This is a genomic window from Demequina ureilytica, assembly GCF_048553575.1.
In the GTDB taxonomy this organism is placed as follows: domain Bacteria; phylum Actinomycetota; class Actinomycetes; order Actinomycetales; family Demequinaceae; genus Demequina.
This window is the reverse complement of sequence record NZ_JBLZIE010000003.1, coordinates 69,649-84,976: the sequence shown is the minus strand read 5'-3', so window position 1 is coordinate 84,976 and position 15,328 is coordinate 69,649. Positions and strand designations below refer to the sequence as shown.

Annotated in this window: 15 protein-coding genes; 5 read left to right on the top strand and 10 right to left on the bottom strand. The window is 68.0% G+C overall.

Going from position 1 to position 15,328, the window contains the following annotated elements; all coding sequences use genetic code 11:
- Positions 1-169: 169 nt before the first annotated feature.
- The 8 genes from argH to argC form a co-directional block, all read right to left on the bottom strand.
- Positions 170-1,630, bottom strand: coding sequence for an argininosuccinate lyase (gene argH / locus ACNI3K_RS09810; RefSeq protein ID WP_419391714.1), 1,461 nt, complete (start codon positions 1,628-1,630; stop codon positions 170-172).
- A gap of 2 nt (positions 1,631-1,632) precedes the next feature.
- Positions 1,633-2,835, bottom strand: a complete 1,203-nt coding sequence (locus tag ACNI3K_RS09805) for an argininosuccinate synthase (RefSeq protein WP_419391713.1) — start codon at positions 2,833-2,835, stop codon at positions 1,633-1,635.
- A gap of 108 nt (positions 2,836-2,943) precedes the next feature.
- On the bottom strand, positions 2,944-3,435 hold the full coding sequence (gene argR / locus ACNI3K_RS09800; protein WP_419391712.1) for an arginine repressor: 492 nt from the start codon (positions 3,433-3,435) through the stop codon (positions 2,944-2,946).
- Positions 3,432-4,361: an ornithine carbamoyltransferase gene (gene argF / locus ACNI3K_RS09795; protein WP_419391711.1), complete on the bottom strand. Its 930-nt coding sequence runs from the start codon at positions 4,359-4,361 to the stop codon at positions 3,432-3,434. The genes argR and argF overlap by 4 nt, the downstream gene beginning before the upstream one ends.
- Positions 4,361-5,602 (bottom strand): acetylornithine transaminase, encoded by a 1,242-nt coding sequence (locus ACNI3K_RS09790; RefSeq protein ID WP_419391710.1) that lies wholly within the window; start codon positions 5,600-5,602, stop codon positions 4,361-4,363. The genes argF and ACNI3K_RS09790 overlap by 1 nt, the downstream gene beginning before the upstream one ends.
- Positions 5,599-6,519 (bottom strand): acetylglutamate kinase, encoded by a 921-nt coding sequence (gene argB / locus ACNI3K_RS09785; RefSeq protein WP_419391709.1) that lies wholly within the window; start codon positions 6,517-6,519, stop codon positions 5,599-5,601. Before argB ends, ACNI3K_RS09790 begins: the two co-directional genes overlap by 4 nt.
- Positions 6,516-7,691 (bottom strand): bifunctional glutamate N-acetyltransferase/amino-acid acetyltransferase ArgJ, encoded by a 1,176-nt coding sequence (gene argJ, locus ACNI3K_RS09780; RefSeq protein ID WP_419391708.1) that lies wholly within the window; start codon positions 7,689-7,691, stop codon positions 6,516-6,518. Before argJ ends, argB begins: the two co-directional genes overlap by 4 nt.
- The gene (gene argC / locus ACNI3K_RS09775) at positions 7,688-8,731 is read right to left on the bottom strand and encodes an N-acetyl-gamma-glutamyl-phosphate reductase (protein WP_419391707.1); all 1,044 of its coding nucleotides are present in this window, start codon (positions 8,729-8,731) and stop codon (positions 7,688-7,690) included. The genes argJ and argC overlap by 4 nt, the downstream gene beginning before the upstream one ends.
- Positions 8,732-8,801: 70 nt before the next feature.
- On the opposite strand from argC, the gene ACNI3K_RS09770 reads away from it, so the two are divergent.
- Complete coding sequence (locus tag ACNI3K_RS09770; RefSeq protein WP_419391706.1) at positions 8,802-9,785, top strand: quinone oxidoreductase family protein; 984 nt, start codon at positions 8,802-8,804, stop codon at positions 9,783-9,785.
- Positions 9,786-9,820: 35 nt separating this feature from the next.
- Here the strand turns inward: ACNI3K_RS09770 and ACNI3K_RS09765 are convergent, their stop codons facing one another.
- Entirely contained in the window at positions 9,821-10,630 is an 810-nt protein-coding gene (locus tag ACNI3K_RS09765) for a TIM barrel protein (protein ID WP_419391705.1), read from the bottom strand.
- A 93-nt stretch (positions 10,631-10,723) separates the two neighbouring features.
- Here ACNI3K_RS09765 and ACNI3K_RS09760 point away from each other — a divergent pair, with 93 nt between their 5' ends.
- The 4 genes from ACNI3K_RS09760 to ACNI3K_RS09745 all read left to right on the top strand — a co-directional run bounded on the left by ACNI3K_RS09760 (position 10,724) and on the right by ACNI3K_RS09745 (position 14,383).
- Positions 10,724-11,800, top strand: coding sequence for a sugar-binding transcriptional regulator (locus tag ACNI3K_RS09760; protein WP_419391704.1), 1,077 nt, complete (start codon positions 10,724-10,726; stop codon positions 11,798-11,800).
- A gap of 61 nt (positions 11,801-11,861) precedes the next feature.
- On the top strand, positions 11,862-12,254 hold the full coding sequence (locus ACNI3K_RS09755; protein WP_419391703.1) for a cupin domain-containing protein: 393 nt from the start codon (positions 11,862-11,864) through the stop codon (positions 12,252-12,254).
- 40 nt (positions 12,255-12,294) lie between these two features.
- Positions 12,295-13,182, top strand: a complete 888-nt coding sequence (lsrF, locus tag ACNI3K_RS09750; protein WP_419391702.1) for a 3-hydroxy-5-phosphonooxypentane-2,4-dione thiolase — start codon at positions 12,295-12,297, stop codon at positions 13,180-13,182.
- Positions 13,183-13,231: 49 nt separating this feature from the next.
- Positions 13,232-14,383, top strand: a complete 1,152-nt coding sequence (locus tag ACNI3K_RS09745) for a class II aldolase/adducin family protein (RefSeq protein WP_419391701.1) — start codon at positions 13,232-13,234, stop codon at positions 14,381-14,383.
- 22 nt (positions 14,384-14,405) lie between these two features.
- Here ACNI3K_RS09745 and ACNI3K_RS09740 read toward each other — a convergent pair whose 3' ends face one another.
- The gene (locus ACNI3K_RS09740; protein WP_419391700.1) at positions 14,406-15,317 is read right to left on the bottom strand and encodes an NAD(P)-dependent oxidoreductase; all 912 of its coding nucleotides are present in this window, start codon (positions 15,315-15,317) and stop codon (positions 14,406-14,408) included.
- Between the last annotated feature and the right edge of the window lie 11 nt (positions 15,318-15,328).

The following is a 15,328-nucleotide window of genomic DNA, read 5'->3' as shown; positions in this document are numbered from 1 at the left end:
GCCCATCCTGCCAGGTGCGCGCCGGCGTGCCCCCGTCCGGCACTCATTGTCGCTTACACGCGGTCGGCGCGTCCTGTCCGGCACGGCCCGACCACCAGTGCCGGACAGCGACTCTCGACGGCCGCTAAACGACCACCAGTGCCGGACACGGGAGGGTGGGCGCAGGTTGTTAGTGAGACGCGGCGGCCCAGGGGCGGAAGTGCTTGACGCGCGCCCGCGCCGCTTTGCCCTGCTCCAGCACGCGAGCGGGGGCGGTGCCACCGGCACCGTCGCGGGCCGCGAGCGAGCCCTCGACCGTCAGCACCTCGAGCACCCGCTCGTTCAGCTGCGGGTGGATGGCGGTCAGTTCCTCGGGAGTCAGCTCGTGCAGCTCCTTGCCGCGCTTTTCACACAGCCGCACGCACGCGCCCGCGACCTCGTGAGCCACGCGGAACGGGACGCCCTGCTTGACCATCCACTCGGCGATATCGGTCGCGAGGGAGAATCCCGCGGGGGCCAGCTCGGCGAGGCGGGCCTCGTGGAAGACCAGGGTGCGGACCATTCCGGAGAACGCGGGCAGCAGCGTCTCAAGTGTCTCCACAGCGTCGAACGCGGGCTCGTGCGTCTCCTGGATGTCGCGGTTGTACGCCAGCGGCAGCCCCTTGAGGGTCGCGAGCAGCCCCGCGAGGTCCCCGATCAGCCGGCCGGCCTTGCCGCGCGCGAGCTCCGCGATGTCCGGGTTCTTCTTCTGCGGCATGATGCTCGAGCCGGTCGAATACGCGTCGTCGAGCCCCACGAAGCCGAACTCGACGGTCGCCCAGGCGATGATCTCTTCGGACAAGCGCGACAGGTCGACACCGATCATGGTGGCCACCCACGAGAACTCCGCGACCACGTCGCGTGATGCGGTCGCGTCGATCGAGTTCTCGCTGGCGCCCACGAAGCCGAGCTCGTTCGCGACATGCTGCGGGTCCAGGCCCAGGGTCGAGCCCGCGAGGGCGCCGGCACCATAAGGCGAGTACGCCGCGCGGGCGTCCCAGTCCGTGAGGCGGTCCACGTCGCGCAGCAGCGGCCACGCATGGGCAAGCAAGTGATGGCCCAGCGTGACTGGCTGGGCGTGCTGGAAGTGCGTGCGGCCCGGCATCGGCGCGTCGAGGTGGCGGTCGGCCTGCTCGAGCAGCGCGTCCACCACGTCGAGCACCCCGGACGCAATGACGCGGGCGTGGCGGCGCAGGTACATGCGCGACAGCGTCGCGATCTGGTCGTTGCGCGACCGACCCGCGCGCAGCTTGCCGCCCAGGTCGGCGCCGATGCGCTCGATCAGGATGCGCTCGAGGGCCCCGTGCACGTCCTCGTCGGACTCGGCGGCGTACACCTTGCCCGCCGCGACGTCGTGACGAAGACCGTCGAGCCCGGCGACCATCCGCTCGGCCTCGTCATCGGTCAGCAGTCCGGCCCGCTGCAGTGCGTGCACGTGCGCGATCGAGCCCCGCAGGTCATCGTCCGCGTAGCGCCAGTCGAAGTGCGTGGACTTCGACAGCGCCGCGAGCGCCTGTGCCGGGCCGTCAGCGAACCGGCCTCCCCACAGGGAGCCCTCGTTCGTGCCGTGATCGCCCGCCGCGCTGGCGGGACCGGACTGCTGATCGGACATGACTATCCCTTCAAGCGCGCCTCGCGCGCGGCGGCCTGCTTGGCAGCCAGGCCGTAGATCTCGATGAAGCCGCGGGCGGCCGACTGGTCGAACGCGTCACCCTCATCGTAGGTGGCCATGTTGAAGTCATACAGCCCCGTGTCCGAGCGGCGCCCGGTGACGGTGGCCCGCCCGCCGTGCAGCACCATGCGGACATCGCCGTTCACGTACTCCTGGGTGTCCTCGACGAACGTGTCGAGGCTCTTCTTGAGGGGCGACGACCACATGCCGTCGTAGACGAGCTCGCTCCAGCGCTGCTCGACGCCGCGCTTGAAGCGCATCTGCTCGCGCTCGAGGGTGACGTTCTCGAGCTCGCGGTGCGCCTCGATCAGCACGATGGCGCCGGGGCACTCGTAGACCTCGCGGGACTTGATGCCCACCAGGCGGTCTTCGACGATGTCGATGCGCCCGATGCCGTGCGCGCCCCCACGACGATTGAGCTGCTCGATGGCCTGCAGCGGCGTCACGTCCTGGCCGTCGATCGCCACGGGGATGCCGCGGGCGAACGTGATGACCAGCTCATCCGGCACCGGCGGGAAGGCCGGATCGTCCGTGTAGCTGTAGACGTCCTTCGTGGGCGCGTTCCAGATGTCCTCGAGGAAGCCCGTCTCGATGGCGCGGCCCCACACGTTCTGGTCGATCGAGAACGGGTTGGACTTGGTGGTCTCGATCGGCAGCTGGTGGCGGCTCGCGTACTCGATGGCCTTGTCGCGGGTCAGCGCGAGGTCACGCACCGGTGCGATGCACTTGAGATCGGGTGCGATCGAGGTGATGCCCACCTCGAAGCGCACCTGGTCGTTGCCCTTGCCGGTGCAGCCGTGGGCGACGGTCGTGGCGCCGAACTTGCGCGCGGCAGCGACGAGGTGCTTCACGATCACCGGTCGGGACAGCCCGCTGACCAGCGGGTACTTGTCCTGGTAGAGGCCGTTCGCCTTGAGCGCCGGCATGCAGTACTCCTCCGCGAACTCGTCGCGGGCGTCGGCCACGTAGGCCTCGACGGCGCCGCAGTCGAGCGCGCGCTGACGGATGACGTCGAGGTCTTCGCCTCCCTGGCCCACGTCCACCGCTACCGCGATGACCTCGGCGCCGGTCGCATCGGCGATCCAGCCGATCGCCACCGACGTGTCCAGCCCGCCCGAATAGGCGAGCACCACCTTGTCGCTCATGTCTGTCCGTTCCTCGTGTGTCGTCGTGTTCTGTCAGATCCTGCTGTGTGCACCGCTCAGGCGGCGGCGCTGGTCTATTGGGACCGCGCGGCTCGTGCTGCGGGCCGTCTAGTGGACGGCCCGTGCCGCGCGATCCAAGAATCGTCGGGCCAGCCTCAGCCCGCCGTCGCTCTCGCGAGAGATCACCATCAGGGTGTCGTCACCCGCCACCGTGCCGACGATGTCGGGATCGTCGTGGCCGTCGATGGCACTGGCCAGGTATTGCGCGGCGCCCGACGGCGTGCGGATCACGGCGAGGTTGGCGGAGCCGTCGGCGCTGAACAGCAGCTCGCCGCACAGTCGCGTGAGGCGCTGATCAGTGCCCTCACCCGCGGACAGCGTGTCCGCGGTCGCATACACGTGGTGGCCGTCGTGGCCGCGCACCTTCACGGCGCCCACGTCGACGAGGTCCCGCGACAGGGTGGCCTGCGTGACCGTGATGCCCTGCACCTCGAGGCGGATCGCGAGCTCGCTCTGGGAGCGGATGGGCTCGGCCTCGATCAGGCGTCGGATGAGCGCCTGCCGCGCGGCCTTGGTCGCCGGGATGGTCTGCGGGGTCATCGGTCCGCCAGCCAGCACAGCAGCGCCTTCTGAGCGTGCAGGCGATACTCGGCCTCGAGCCACACGAGCGACTGCTCGCCGTCGATGACGGACCCCGTGATCTCGTGTCCGCGGTACGCCGGCAGGCAGTGCAGCACATGTGCGCCTGGCGCCGCGAGCTCGAGAGCGCGGTCGTTGATCTGGTAGTCGCCGAACACCTCCATGCGCTCGGCCTTCTGCGCCTCGTCGCCCATCGAGACCCACGTGTCGGTTGCCACCACATCCGCACCGGTCACGGCCTCGTCGAAGTCGGAAGTCACCGTCACCGAGCCGCCGGTCGACGCCGCGATCTCCTCGGCGCGCGCCACCACCGCCTGGTCCGGCAGGTAGGCCTCGGGGGTGCCGATGCGCACATGCATGCCCGCGGTCGCTCCGCCCAGCAGGTACGAGTGCGCCATGTTGTTGGCACCGTCGCCCACGTAGGCGAGGACGAGACCGGGGAGCGCACCCACTCCCCCACGCTCGTCCGCGATAGCGGCGAGGTCGGCAAGGATCTGGCACGGGTGGAACTGGTCGGTGAGCGCGTTCACGACCGGCACGGCGGAGTGGGCGGCCATCTCGTCGAGGCGGTCCTGGCCGTAGGTGCGCCACACGATGGCGCTCACCTGCCGCTCGAGCACCCGGGCGGTGTCCGCGACGGACTCGCCGCGGCCCATGTGAGAGTTCTGCGAGTCGATGACGAGCGGGTAGCCGCCCAACTCCGCGACCCCGGTGGAGAAGGACACTCGCGTGCGGGTCGAGTGCTTGTCGAAGATGATGGCCACGGCCTTGGGGCCCACGAAAGGCTGAACCTTGTAGCGATCGCGGCGAAACTCGAGAGCGAGAGAGAGCACCTCTCGCTGCTCGGCAGGCGTGAGGTCGTCGTCGCGCAGAAAATGCCGGGCCATCAGCGGTCGCCTTCCGGGACGAACGGGTGGAGCGCGGCGTAGCCGGCGAACCAGTCGATGAAGGTATCCGCCTCCGCGGTGGTGAGCGTCAGCGCGGGCACCAGGCGCACGGTGTCGGGCGACGGCGGGTTGACGATGAAGCCTGCGGACAGCGCCGCGAGCACCAGGTCGGGCGCGACCGGCGCCGCGAGGCCGATGCCCAGCAGCAGCCCTTCACCGCGCACCTCGACGACCCCGGGGACCGAACCGAGCCGGTCCTTGAGGTGCTCGCCGAGAACCTTGGCATTTCCGAGCAGTCCCTCGTCCTCGATCGCATGCAGCGTCGCGAGGGCGACGGCCGCGCCCAGCGGGTTGCCGCCGAACGTGGTGCCATGCTCGCCCTTGCCGAGCAGGGTGCCGGCGCGCTCGCCGAACGCAATCACCGCGCCGATCGGGAAGCCTCCGCCCAGGCCCTTCGCAAGGGTCATCACGTCGGGCTGGATGCCGTGAAGCTGGTGCGCGAACCAGGCGCCCGTGCGGGCCACGCCGCACTGCACCTCGTCCAGGATCATCAGCGCGTCCGCGCGGTGTGTGAGGGTGCGAATCAGCGCGAGGTACTCGTGGTCGAGCGGCCGCACGCCAGCCTCGCCCTGGATGGGCTCGGCGATGATTCCCGCGAGATCGTCGCCCGCCGCCGACACCGCGGCGCGCAGCGCATCCGAGTCATTGGCGGGGACGAACACGACACCGCCGGGCATGGGGGCGAACTGCTCGCGGATCGCGGGCTTGTGGGTCATCGCCAGCGCACCCATGGTGCGGCCGTGGAACCCGCCCTCGAGCGCGATGACGGTGCCGCGGCCGGTCTTGCGCATCATCTTGAATGCGGCCTCGTTGGCCTCCGCGCCCGAGTTGGAGAAGAACACCCGCGACCCGGAGGGCGCGTGGGCCAGGCCCAGCAGCCGTTCCGCGAGCGCGATCTGCGGCTCGGTCGCAAAGAAGTTCGAGGTGTGGGCGAGAGTGCCGGCCTGCGTAGTCAGCGCGTTTATCCAGGCGGGGTGGCCGTGGCCCAGCGCGTTGACGGCGATGCCGCCCAGCAGGTCGAGGTACTTGTTGCCGTCGGCGTCCCACACATAGGAGCCTTCGCCGCGCACCAGCGCGCGCAGGGGGGTGCCGTAGGTGCCCATGAGCGAGTGCTCGTAGCGCTGGGTCTCGACGCGGCCCTTCTCGAGGCCGGCCTCGCCGTGGCTGCTCAGTTCACTCATGCGGACCACAGGTCCACGTCGTCGGGCCGCACCATGGTGCCGATGCCGCGCGAGGTGAAGATCTCGGTGAGGATCGAGTGCGGCTCGCGCCCGTCGATGATGTGGGCCTGGGGAACACCGCCGCGCACTGCGCGCAGGCACGCTTCCATCTTGGGCACCATGCCTGCCGCGAGGCTCGGCAGCAGCTTCTCGACGTCGGTCGCGTGGATGCGTCGCACCAACGAGCTCGGGTCGGGCCAGTTCGCGTACAGCCCCTCCACGTCGGTCAGCATGATCAGCTTGCGAGCGCGCAGAGCCACCGCGATGGCGGCCGCTGCGGTGTCAGCGTTCACGTTCAGCACCGTCGTGGGATCGTCGATGTCGGGGGCGACCGTGCTGACCACGGGGATGCGGCCGGCGTGAATGATGTCCTCCACGGCTGCGGGGTTGACCTTCACCACGTCCCCGACCTGGCCCACGTCGACCTTTCTGCCGTCGATCTCGGCGTGGCGGCGCTTGGCCTGCAGCAGCCCGGCGTCCTCGCCGGACAGCCCCACCGCGAGCGGTCCGTGGTCGTTGATCAACCCGACGAGCTCGCGGGACACGGAGCCGGTGAGCACCATGCGCACGACGTCCATGGCCTCGGGCGTGGTCACCCGCAGTCCGCCCTTGAACTCGGACTCGATGCCGAGCTTGTTCAGCATCTCGGAGATCTGCGGCCCGCCGCCGTGGACGACCACGGGGTACAGACCCAGCAGCCGCAGGTGCACCACGTCCTGGGCGAAGGCCCTCTTGAGGGTGTCGTCGATCATGGCGTTGCCGCCGTACTTGATCACCACGGTCGCGCCCTTGAAGGACTCGATCCATGGCATGCCGTCGATGAGGACGCCCACCTTCTGCTGGGGCGTGAGGTCCGGAGTGTCGATGTCGTGGCTCATGAGGAGTATGCGCTGTTCTCGTGGACGTAGTCGTGGGTGAGGTCGTTGGTCCAAACGGTCGCGGTGGCGTCGCCTGCGTGCAGGTCGACGACCACGGTGACCTCGCGGCCGGTCAGGTCGACCAGGTCGCGGTCATCGCCGACTCCTGCCGCCCGGCATACCTGGACGCCGTTGATCGACACATCGATGAGGGTGGGGTCGAAGGGCGCGACGTGTTCGGGGACGGTACCCGCGGCCGAGATCACCCGACCCCAGTTCGGATCCTCGCCGAAGATCGCGGCCTTGAAGAGGTTCGAGCGGGTGATCGCGCGGGCGACCTCCTCGGCTGCCGCCTCCGTGGTCGCGTTCTCGACGGTCACCGCGATGTCGTGGCTCGCGCCCTCGGCATCGGCAACGAGCTGTCGCGACAAGTCAGCGAGCACCTCCGTGAGAGCCGCCTCGAACTGGCTCGGGTCGGGGCTTTGCCCCGCCGCGCCGCTCGCCATGAGCAGCACGGTGTCGTTGGTCGACATGCAGCCGTCGGAGTCGACGCGGTTCAGCGTGCGGGAGACGGCCGATGCGAGGGCCGCCTTCGCGGTAGACGCGTCGATCTTGGCGTCCGTAGTGACGACGCACAGCATGGTCGCCATGCCAGGGGCGAGCATGCCCGCGCCCTTTGCCATGCCCCCAACGGTCCACCCGTCGCGCCCCGCGACGGCCTTCTTGGGCCGCGAGTCCGTGGTCATGATGGCCTCTGCCGCGGCGTCCCCGCCGTCGTGCGAGAGGCCCACGATGGCCGCATCGGCGCCGGTGAGCAGGGTGTCCATCGGGAGGCGCAGGCCGATCAGTCCCGTGGAGCACACGGCGACGTCACCGGCACCCACCTCGCGGCCGGAGGCGCTGAGCGCCTGGGCCACGTGCTCGGCGGTCCGGTGCGTGTCCACGAAGCCCTCGGGCCCGGTGCACGCGTTGGCGCCGCCCGAGTTGAGGATCACGGCGTCTGCGCGGCCGTCCGAGACGACCTCGCGCGACCACGTCACTGGTGCGGCCTCGATGCGGTTCGTGGTGAAGACGCCCGCGGCGACCTTCGACGGCCCCTCGTTGACGACGACGGCCACGTCCTTGGCGCCGGTGGATTTGATGCCAGCGGCGACGCCGAATGCGGCGAAGCCCTGTGCGGCGGTGACGCTCACGGAGCGACTCCCCTCAGTTGAAGTCCGGTGGTCTCTGGCAGGTCGAGAGCGAGATTCATCGACTGCAGCGCCGCGCCCGCGGTGCCCTTCACCAGGTTGTCGATCGCGCTGATGACGATGACGCGGCCGGCCTTCTCGTCGACCGCGACCTGCACCAGACACGTATTGGCGCCCAGCGTCGCGGCGGTGGTGGGCCACTGCCCCTCCGGGAGAAGGTGCACGAAGGGCTCGTCGGCGTAGGCGCTCTCCCACGCGTCCCGCACCTGGTCCGCGCTGATTCCGGCGGCCAGCGGCGCCGTCGTGGTCGCGAGGATGCCGCGCGCCATCGGCACGAGGGTGGGAGTGAAGCTGATTCGAATGTCCTCGCCGCCCGCGGAGCCGAGGTTCTGGACGATCTCGGGAATGTGGCGGTGCGTGCCCCCGACGCCGTAGGCGGAGGCGGCTCCCAGCCCCTCCGAGGCGAGCAGGTTGGTCGCGAGCTTCTTACCCGCGCCCGAGTAGCCGTTGGCGAGCACCGCGACGATGTCGGTGGGGTCGACCACTCCGGCTGCCACGCCGGGCTGAAGCGCGAGCGTGACCGCGGTCACGTTGCAGCCAGGCACCGCGATCCTCTTGACACCCGGAATGCGGTCCCGCTGGTGACCATCGGCGGTGATGAGCTCGGGCATGCCGTAGGGCCACGTACCCGAGTGCTCGCCGCCGTAGTACTCGGCCCACGCTTCCGCGCTCGCGAGTCGGTGGTCGGCACCGCAGTCGATGACGAGGGTCTCGGGAGGAAGTTGGGCCGCGATCGCGCCCGAGGCGCCGTGGGGCAGGGCGAGCACGACCACGTCGTGCCCCGCGAGGGTCTCGGCGCTGGTCTCGACGATGGTGCGATCGGCCAGGTTGCGCAGGTGCGGCTGGTGCACGCCCAGCAGGTCACCCGCGGACGAATGCGCCGTCAGGGCTCCGAACTCGACATCGGGATGCTCGCTGAACACGCGCAGCACCTCGCCGCCCACGTATCCCGATGCTCCGGAGACTGCCACAGAAATTGCCATACGCATAACTATACAACAGGATGAATAGTCACGAGTCGGCGCGCCGGGAGTGGATGCGAGGATGGGCGGCATGAGAGCGATTCAGGCAGACACGACAGGCGGACCCGACGAGCTCCAGGAGGTCGACGTTCCCGACCCCGAGCTCGGACCCGACCAGGTGCTCGTCGACGTCGCAGCGAGCGGCGTCAACTTCATCGACACCTACCAGCGCTCGGGCGTCTACGACGTGAAGCGACCCTTCCGCCCCGGCCTCGAGGGCGCCGGAGTAGTCGTCGAGGTGGGCGCGGACGTCGACTGGGCGGCGCCCGGTGATCGCCTCGCGTGGGCCGGGACGCTCGGCTCGTACGCGGAGCGCGTGGCGCTGTCGCGCCACGACGCCTACCGCGTCCCCGACGGAGTCGAGCTCGACACTGCTGCAGCGCTGATGCTGCAGGGGCTCACCGCCCACTTCCTGAGCGCCTCGTGCTTCCCCCTCGCGCCGGGACACACCGCGCTCGTGCACGCCGGAGCGGGCGGAGTGGGGCTGCTGCTCACCCAACTCGCCGCAGCGCGTGGCGCTCGCGTGATCACCACCGTCTCGCGAGATGACAAGGAGGCGCTGTCACGTGCCGCCGGGGCCTCTGAGGTCATCCGCTACGAGGACTTCACCGACATGTCCGAGGAGCTACCGCGCGCGGTGCGCGGGCTCACAGACGGTGAAGGCGTGGACGTCGTCTACGACGGGGTTGGCGCCGCGACCTTCGACGGCTCGCTCGCGTCTCTTGCTGTGCGCGGCACGCTCGTGCTCTTCGGCGGCGCCTCGGGTCAGGTGCCCCCGTTCGACCTGCAGCGCCTCAACAGCGGAGGCTCGCTGTCGGTGACTCGCCCGTCGATGGTGCACTACCTGCGTACCGATGATGAGCGTTCGTGGCGAGCCGAGGAGCTGTTCTCAGCCGTCTCCCGCGGGGACCTGGACGTGCGCATCGGCGCCACCTATCCGCTTGCGGAGGCCTCCGCAGCGCACCGCGCCCTCGAGGCGCGTGGGACGACCGGCAAGGTGCTGCTACTTCCGTAGTCCCCGGTATGGCGCGCTCCGCCTCCGCGGTCCGCTCACCGCTCACCCTGCCAAGGGCGCATCCACTCGAATGGATGCGAGACATAGTGGGAGTACTCCAGTGCGACACGACCGCCATAGTCGAGCCGGTCGATCGTGCCAAGCAACTCTTCCCAGTCCAGGTCGCCGGTGCCGGGTCCGCCGCGGTCCGGCAGGTCGGCTAGCTGGATGTGACCGATATCCAAGATGTGGCTCTCGAGCAAATCGAGCAAGTCGGCACCTGCTCGTGCGAGATGGAACGCGTCGAACTGGATCATGACCTTGCCGTCAGTCACGTAGTGACGAGCGGCTTCCACCCCCGCGAGCAATTCGTGCACGGTGCGCAGCCCATACGCCGGAACATTTGAAAGCTGTTCGATGAGGACCGTTGCCCCCAAGGGCGCAACGTCCTCGGCGATTTCTGCCGTGCGCCTAGCTGCACGCTCTCGCTGAACCGATTCCGCCTCGTCCGTCGAGTGATTGCCGTGCAGGACGTTGAGGAGTGAGCATCCGGTCTCGGCCAGTAGTCGCCGGGCCACCGGCAGGGAGTCGTCAAGTTCACGCTGGGAATCAGCGCGGCACACAAGCCCACGTTCGCCGCGCGCCATGCCACCTTCATAGAGATTGAGAGACACAAGCGACATACCAGCGACTGCCAACTCCTTGAGGACCTGGTCCTGGTGGCGAAGCGAAGGCGCAGCGTTCGCGAAGGGCCACCACAGTTCGACCTCGGCGAATCCATGATCCGCTGCGGCCTGGAGCTGATCTGCCAGTGCCATGTCGCCGAGGAGGATCGATGTGTTGAGAGTGGTGAATCGATAGGACATAGAGCCTCCTGCTATCGGGCCGTACAAGTCGACGTCGAACTTCCCGGCTGACCGGGCGTTTCTGGTTGACGCGGCACTGTCGGGCTGTCTAAGGTGAGCATATGCAACACTACTGAGCATCGGCTCACAACTCTAACGCAGAATATCGCCGCAGTCATTGCAGACTTGTCTGTCATGACGCCAAGAAAACGATCTGAGGAAAACATGTCGCCAACGGACAAGGGTGTCGGCGAGGACATACTTGTGCGCGCGGCATGGCACTACTACGTAGACGAGATGACGCAAGACGAAATCGCTAAGCAATTCGGTGTGTCAAGGGCGTCTGCTGGTCGACTGCTCGACCGCGCACGGCGGGAAGGAATCGTCTCCTTCACCATCAACTCGCCATATTTGCCAACCTTCCACGTCGGCAGGCAGCTCAAGGAGCAGTTTGGCTTGTCGGACGCAGTCATAGTCCCCGACCTCTCGCACGGACCCCAAGAGCAGACCCAGGTCAATGCGCGAGTCGCGCAGGCTGCTGCACAGTATCTTGCGAACCGACTCAAGCCGGGCTGCGTGCTCGGCATGGGCTGGGGGGAGACCGTCCACCTCAGCTGCGAATACGTGCCCGCTGAGATCCTGCAGAAGGTCAACACCGTGACTCTGACAGGGGGAGTCGACTCGTACGTGGCGACGCTGCGCAACGTGAGGACTTCCCGCGATGCCCAAGTGTCGAACTGGGTCGTGCCAACCCCGATTCTCACCTCTTCGGGCGGCATCGCTGAGGCTCTGCGGGCGGAGGAGGGCGTGAAGTCGGTGCTCGAGCGGGCAAGGGGCGCTGACGTAGCGCTTGTCGGAATCGGGGCAGTCGTGGGCACGCCGACTCTCTCCCAGTTCGGATACACCGACGAGGACGAACTCAAGCGCTACGCAGACCTGGGGATCGTCGGCGACATCCTCAGCGTCTTCTACGACGCAGAAGGAGCAGTTGTCCCCCTCGACTCCTACGAGCGTCGCATCGGCATCGACCTCGAGGACCTCAAAGCCATCCCGACCGTTGTCGGCGTGGCGGGCGGAATGGACAAGCTCGAGGCCATCAAAGGCGCTCTCAACGGCGGCTACCTGGATGTGCTCGTGACCACGGAGAGCGTAGCGAACGCTCTTCTCGACGGCGGCTCACCCGGGCCATGACCACCAAGGCGGGGCATTCGGCTCACGGCTGCATGCTCCGCTGTCAGAAAGGAAGTGCAGCATGCGTACGGCATCCATGGACGACGCGCCCTATCGCTTCGGCGAGTACGGGCCCGGCTACATCATCCGCGGACCTCGCACTGACGTCGGCGTCGTGCGACTTCGCCCGGGCGACGATGCGGTGAATCACTACCACGCGGAGATCGAGGAGACGTTCTACGTGATCGAGGGCGAGGCCACTCTCTGGGTCGACGGGCGCCGATCGTTCAACGTCACGGTGGGCGACGCGTATCAGCTCGAGCCCGGTGAGCAGCACTACTTCGTCAACAACTCGGATGCGGACTTCCGGGCGCTGTTCATCAAGGCCCCCTACGATCCGGACGACGGGGTGCAGGTCGAGTGGACCCCTGGCGACCCCCTTCCTCCCCTGGCGCCCGGGCACCAGAGCGACTGACCTCCACACCACTACTTCATGACGAATCACGAGGAGCAACATGGCTGACCAGGACGGCAACATCAACGCAAAGCAGTTCCACGCCGATGTGGCGCAGGAGAGCGCTGGCTTTCCCATCAAGGGCGGCGCCGGCCTAGATTTCGGCATGCAGCACCGCCTGAGCCGAATCTTCGATCCGGCCGACGGCCGCACGGTGATGCTCGCGTTCGACCACGGCTACTTCCAGGGCCCCACGCGAGGCCTGGAGCGCATCGATCTCACCATCTCCCCGCTCGCCCCACAGGCCGATGCACTCATGGCGACGCGCGGCATCCTGCGGTCGGTCATCCCCTCCACCTCGGACAACGCCCTCGTGGTGCGGGCATCCGGAGGCCCCTCGATCCTGAAGGAGCTCTCGGACGAGCGCATCGCCATGGATATGTCCGATGCGGTCCGCATCGATGCCGCCGCTGTCGCGGTGCAGGTGTTCATCGGCGGCGAGCACGAGACGCAGTCCGTGCACAACATGACGCGCCTGGTCGACCAGGGGCTCGCGAGCGGCATCCCGGTGCTGGGTGTCACTGCTGTCGGCAAGGAGCTCACCCGCGATGCACGGTACCTGGGCCTCGCGACCCGCATGATCGCCGAACTCGGCGCTCAGGTCGTCAAGACCTACTTCTGTGAAGAGGACTTCGAGCAGGTGACCGCTGCATGCCCCGTGCCCGTCGTGATGGCTGGAGGCAAGAAGCTACCGGCTCTCGATGCGCTCACGATGGCGCACCGCGCGATGAGCGCCGGCGCAGCGGGCGTCGACATGGGCCGCAACATCTTCCAGCGCGAGGCTCCGGTGGCAATGATGACCGCAGTCAGGTCCCTCGTGCACGGCGGGCTCTCCCCCGCCGAGGCGCACGAGCAGTACCAGGACCTGTCCGGCGGTGCGACTGACTGATCCGCCGGCGCTCCACGAACCACCGCTGACCACACGAGGAGGAGTGACCATGGTGTCGACGACGAACACGCCGCTCAAACAGTGCGTGGTGGCCTCCCAGAGGCTGGGCTCCGACCCCTTCCTGGTGCTCTACGGCGGCGGCAACAGTTCGGCGAAGGCAGACTCCACAGTCTACGTGAAGGCCTCCGGACACGATATGGGCACGATCACGGCTGAGGGGTTCGCGCCACTTGACCGCGATGCCGTGGTGAGCATGCTCGAGCAGGACCGAATGTCCGACGGCGACCTCGTCGCAGGACTGAGGAAGCTGCTGCTCGACCCGAAGTCTTCCAACCCATCGATCGAGACCCCGCTGCACGCGCTCGTGCCCTATGCGTCCGTGCTCCACACTCATGCCGACGCGATCGTCACCCTCACGAACACGGTGGAGTCCGACCGCCTGATCGAGAGTGTCCTGGGGTCGCGGGTAGCGGTCGTTCCCTACTGCATGCCGGGATTCGCACTCGCGAAGTACGTGCAGAGCATGATCGAGACCGTCAACATCCACGATCTTGAGGGCATCGTCCTCAAGCATCACGGGTTGTTCACGTTCGGCCCGACAGCGGAGGTGGCGCTCGATCGCCACCTCCGCCTGGTCGACCGCGCTTCCGCGTGGATCGCGCGGGCCACCGGGGTGCAATACACCGAGGACCCGGAAGAGCTCACTGTCGACAACGACAGCTCGCAGAGGCTGACAGCCCTCCGGACAAATCTAGACGAGTCCTTCGGCGGAGAGTTCGTCCTCGACGCAGTCACCTCACCGAGCATCGCGGCGTTCGTCGCACGTCCCGACCTCGACGAGATCACCCAGCGGGGGCCCACCACTCTCGAACACGTGATTCGAACCAAGCGCGTACCGCTGGTTGACGGCGACATCACGAGATTTGCTAAACGCTATCGCGCCTACTTCGATCGGCATCGTCCCCGGTACAAGGACCCCCTAGTGATGCTCGAGCCCTACCCTTGTGTCGCCCTTGATCCCGACTTCGGCATCTGCGGCATCGGCCGTACGGCACAGCAGGCTCGCGCCGCTCGCACCATCTACCGGCACACTGCCCGGATCATCGAGGCCGCCGAGTCACTCGGTGGATATCGCAGCATCTCGGAGGCGGACGCGTTCGACATCGAATACTGGGAGCTCGAGCAGGCCAAACTGCGTTGACGGGACAGTGGTGGCTGCGGCCCTACGCGCGCGTGGAGTCCCTCTCGCCCAGATCGGCGATCGCACGCAACACGGCAGAGTCGTCGTCGTTCTCCAGCCCGAGCCGCTCAGCCACCCGGAACAGGTGCTCTGCGGCCGCCGCGACCGGAGTAGCGACGTGAGTCGAGCGGGTCGCATCGCCGACGATGCCCATGTCCTTCACGAAGATGCCGATCGTGCTGAAGACCTCAGGGGTCTCTCCGCGCTCCCATTCGAGCATGCGCCCGCCACGATCAGACAGCATGAACGACCTGGCCGCGCCGGCGCCGAGCGCGTCGAGAACCGCCTGGAGATCCAGGCCTAGAGCGCGTGCAAGAGCCATCGCCTCTGCCGCCGCGGCGATGTGGATGCCGCACAGCAGCTGGTTGACCGTCTTGAGCGCCTGGCCATCGCCGGGCCGCTCACTCACCATGGTGACCGTCGAACCCATCGCCTCCACCGCCGGTCGCGCCGCCTCCCACGCCTGCGGCGACGCCGCGACGAGCACCAACAGGTCGCCGCTTTCGGCACGCACCGGCCCTCCCGAGACGGGAGCGTCGACGAGCTGCAGGCCGTGTTCGTCGAGGCGCGAAGTAAGCTCCCGCACTGCATCCGCGCCCACCGTCGACGTCAACACGATCGGGATTCCCTGCCGAAGGTGAGGCACGATGCCGTCATCCCCGAACATGACCGTCTCGAGTTGAGCCTCATCGCGCACAGCCAGCACTGCGACGTCCGCCGTCGCAGCGCACTGCGCCGCAGTGTCGTAGACCTTGATCCCGTGATCACGGGCCAGTTCCCTTCGAGCAGGGTACGGGTCGAAGCCGGACACCTCGCCATGTCGCCCGAGCGCGGTCGCCATGGGCAGGCCCATGGCGCCAAGCCCGAACACCGCCACCGTGTTGTACTCCGTCATCGTGTCTTCCT

Excerpts from the sequence above, each read along its gene's own strand:
- argH (WP_419391714.1), bottom strand. The coding sequence starts at position 1,630 with ATGTCCGATCAGCAGTCCGGTCCCGCCAGCGCGGCGGGCGATCACGGC.
- ACNI3K_RS09805 (WP_419391713.1), bottom strand. The coding sequence starts at position 2,835 with ATGAGCGACAAGGTGGTGCTCGCCTATTCGGGCGGGCTGGACACGTCG.
- argR (WP_419391712.1), bottom strand. The coding sequence starts at position 3,435 with ATGACCCCGCAGACCATCCCGGCGACCAAGGCCGCGCGGCAGGCGCTC.
- argF (WP_419391711.1), bottom strand. The coding sequence starts at position 4,361 with ATGGCCCGGCATTTTCTGCGCGACGACGACCTCACGCCTGCCGAGCAG.
- ACNI3K_RS09790 (WP_419391710.1), bottom strand. The coding sequence starts at position 5,602 with ATGAGTGAACTGAGCAGCCACGGCGAGGCCGGCCTCGAGAAGGGCCGC.
- argB (WP_419391709.1), bottom strand. The coding sequence starts at position 6,519 with ATGAGCCACGACATCGACACTCCGGACCTCACGCCCCAGCAGAAGGTG.
- argC (WP_419391707.1), bottom strand. The coding sequence starts at position 8,731 with ATGGCAATTTCTGTGGCAGTCTCCGGAGCATCGGGATACGTGGGCGGC.
- ACNI3K_RS09770 (WP_419391706.1), top strand. The coding sequence starts at position 8,802 with ATGAGAGCGATTCAGGCAGACACGACAGGCGGACCCGACGAGCTCCAG.
- ACNI3K_RS09765 (WP_419391705.1), bottom strand. The coding sequence starts at position 10,630 with ATGTCCTATCGATTCACCACTCTCAACACATCGATCCTCCTCGGCGAC.
- ACNI3K_RS09755 (WP_419391703.1), top strand. The coding sequence starts at position 11,862 with ATGCGTACGGCATCCATGGACGACGCGCCCTATCGCTTCGGCGAGTAC.
- lsrF (WP_419391702.1), top strand. The coding sequence starts at position 12,295 with ATGGCTGACCAGGACGGCAACATCAACGCAAAGCAGTTCCACGCCGAT.
- ACNI3K_RS09745 (WP_419391701.1), top strand. The coding sequence starts at position 13,232 with ATGGTGTCGACGACGAACACGCCGCTCAAACAGTGCGTGGTGGCCTCC.
- ACNI3K_RS09740 (WP_419391700.1), bottom strand. The coding sequence starts at position 15,317 with ATGACGGAGTACAACACGGTGGCGGTGTTCGGGCTTGGCGCCATGGGC.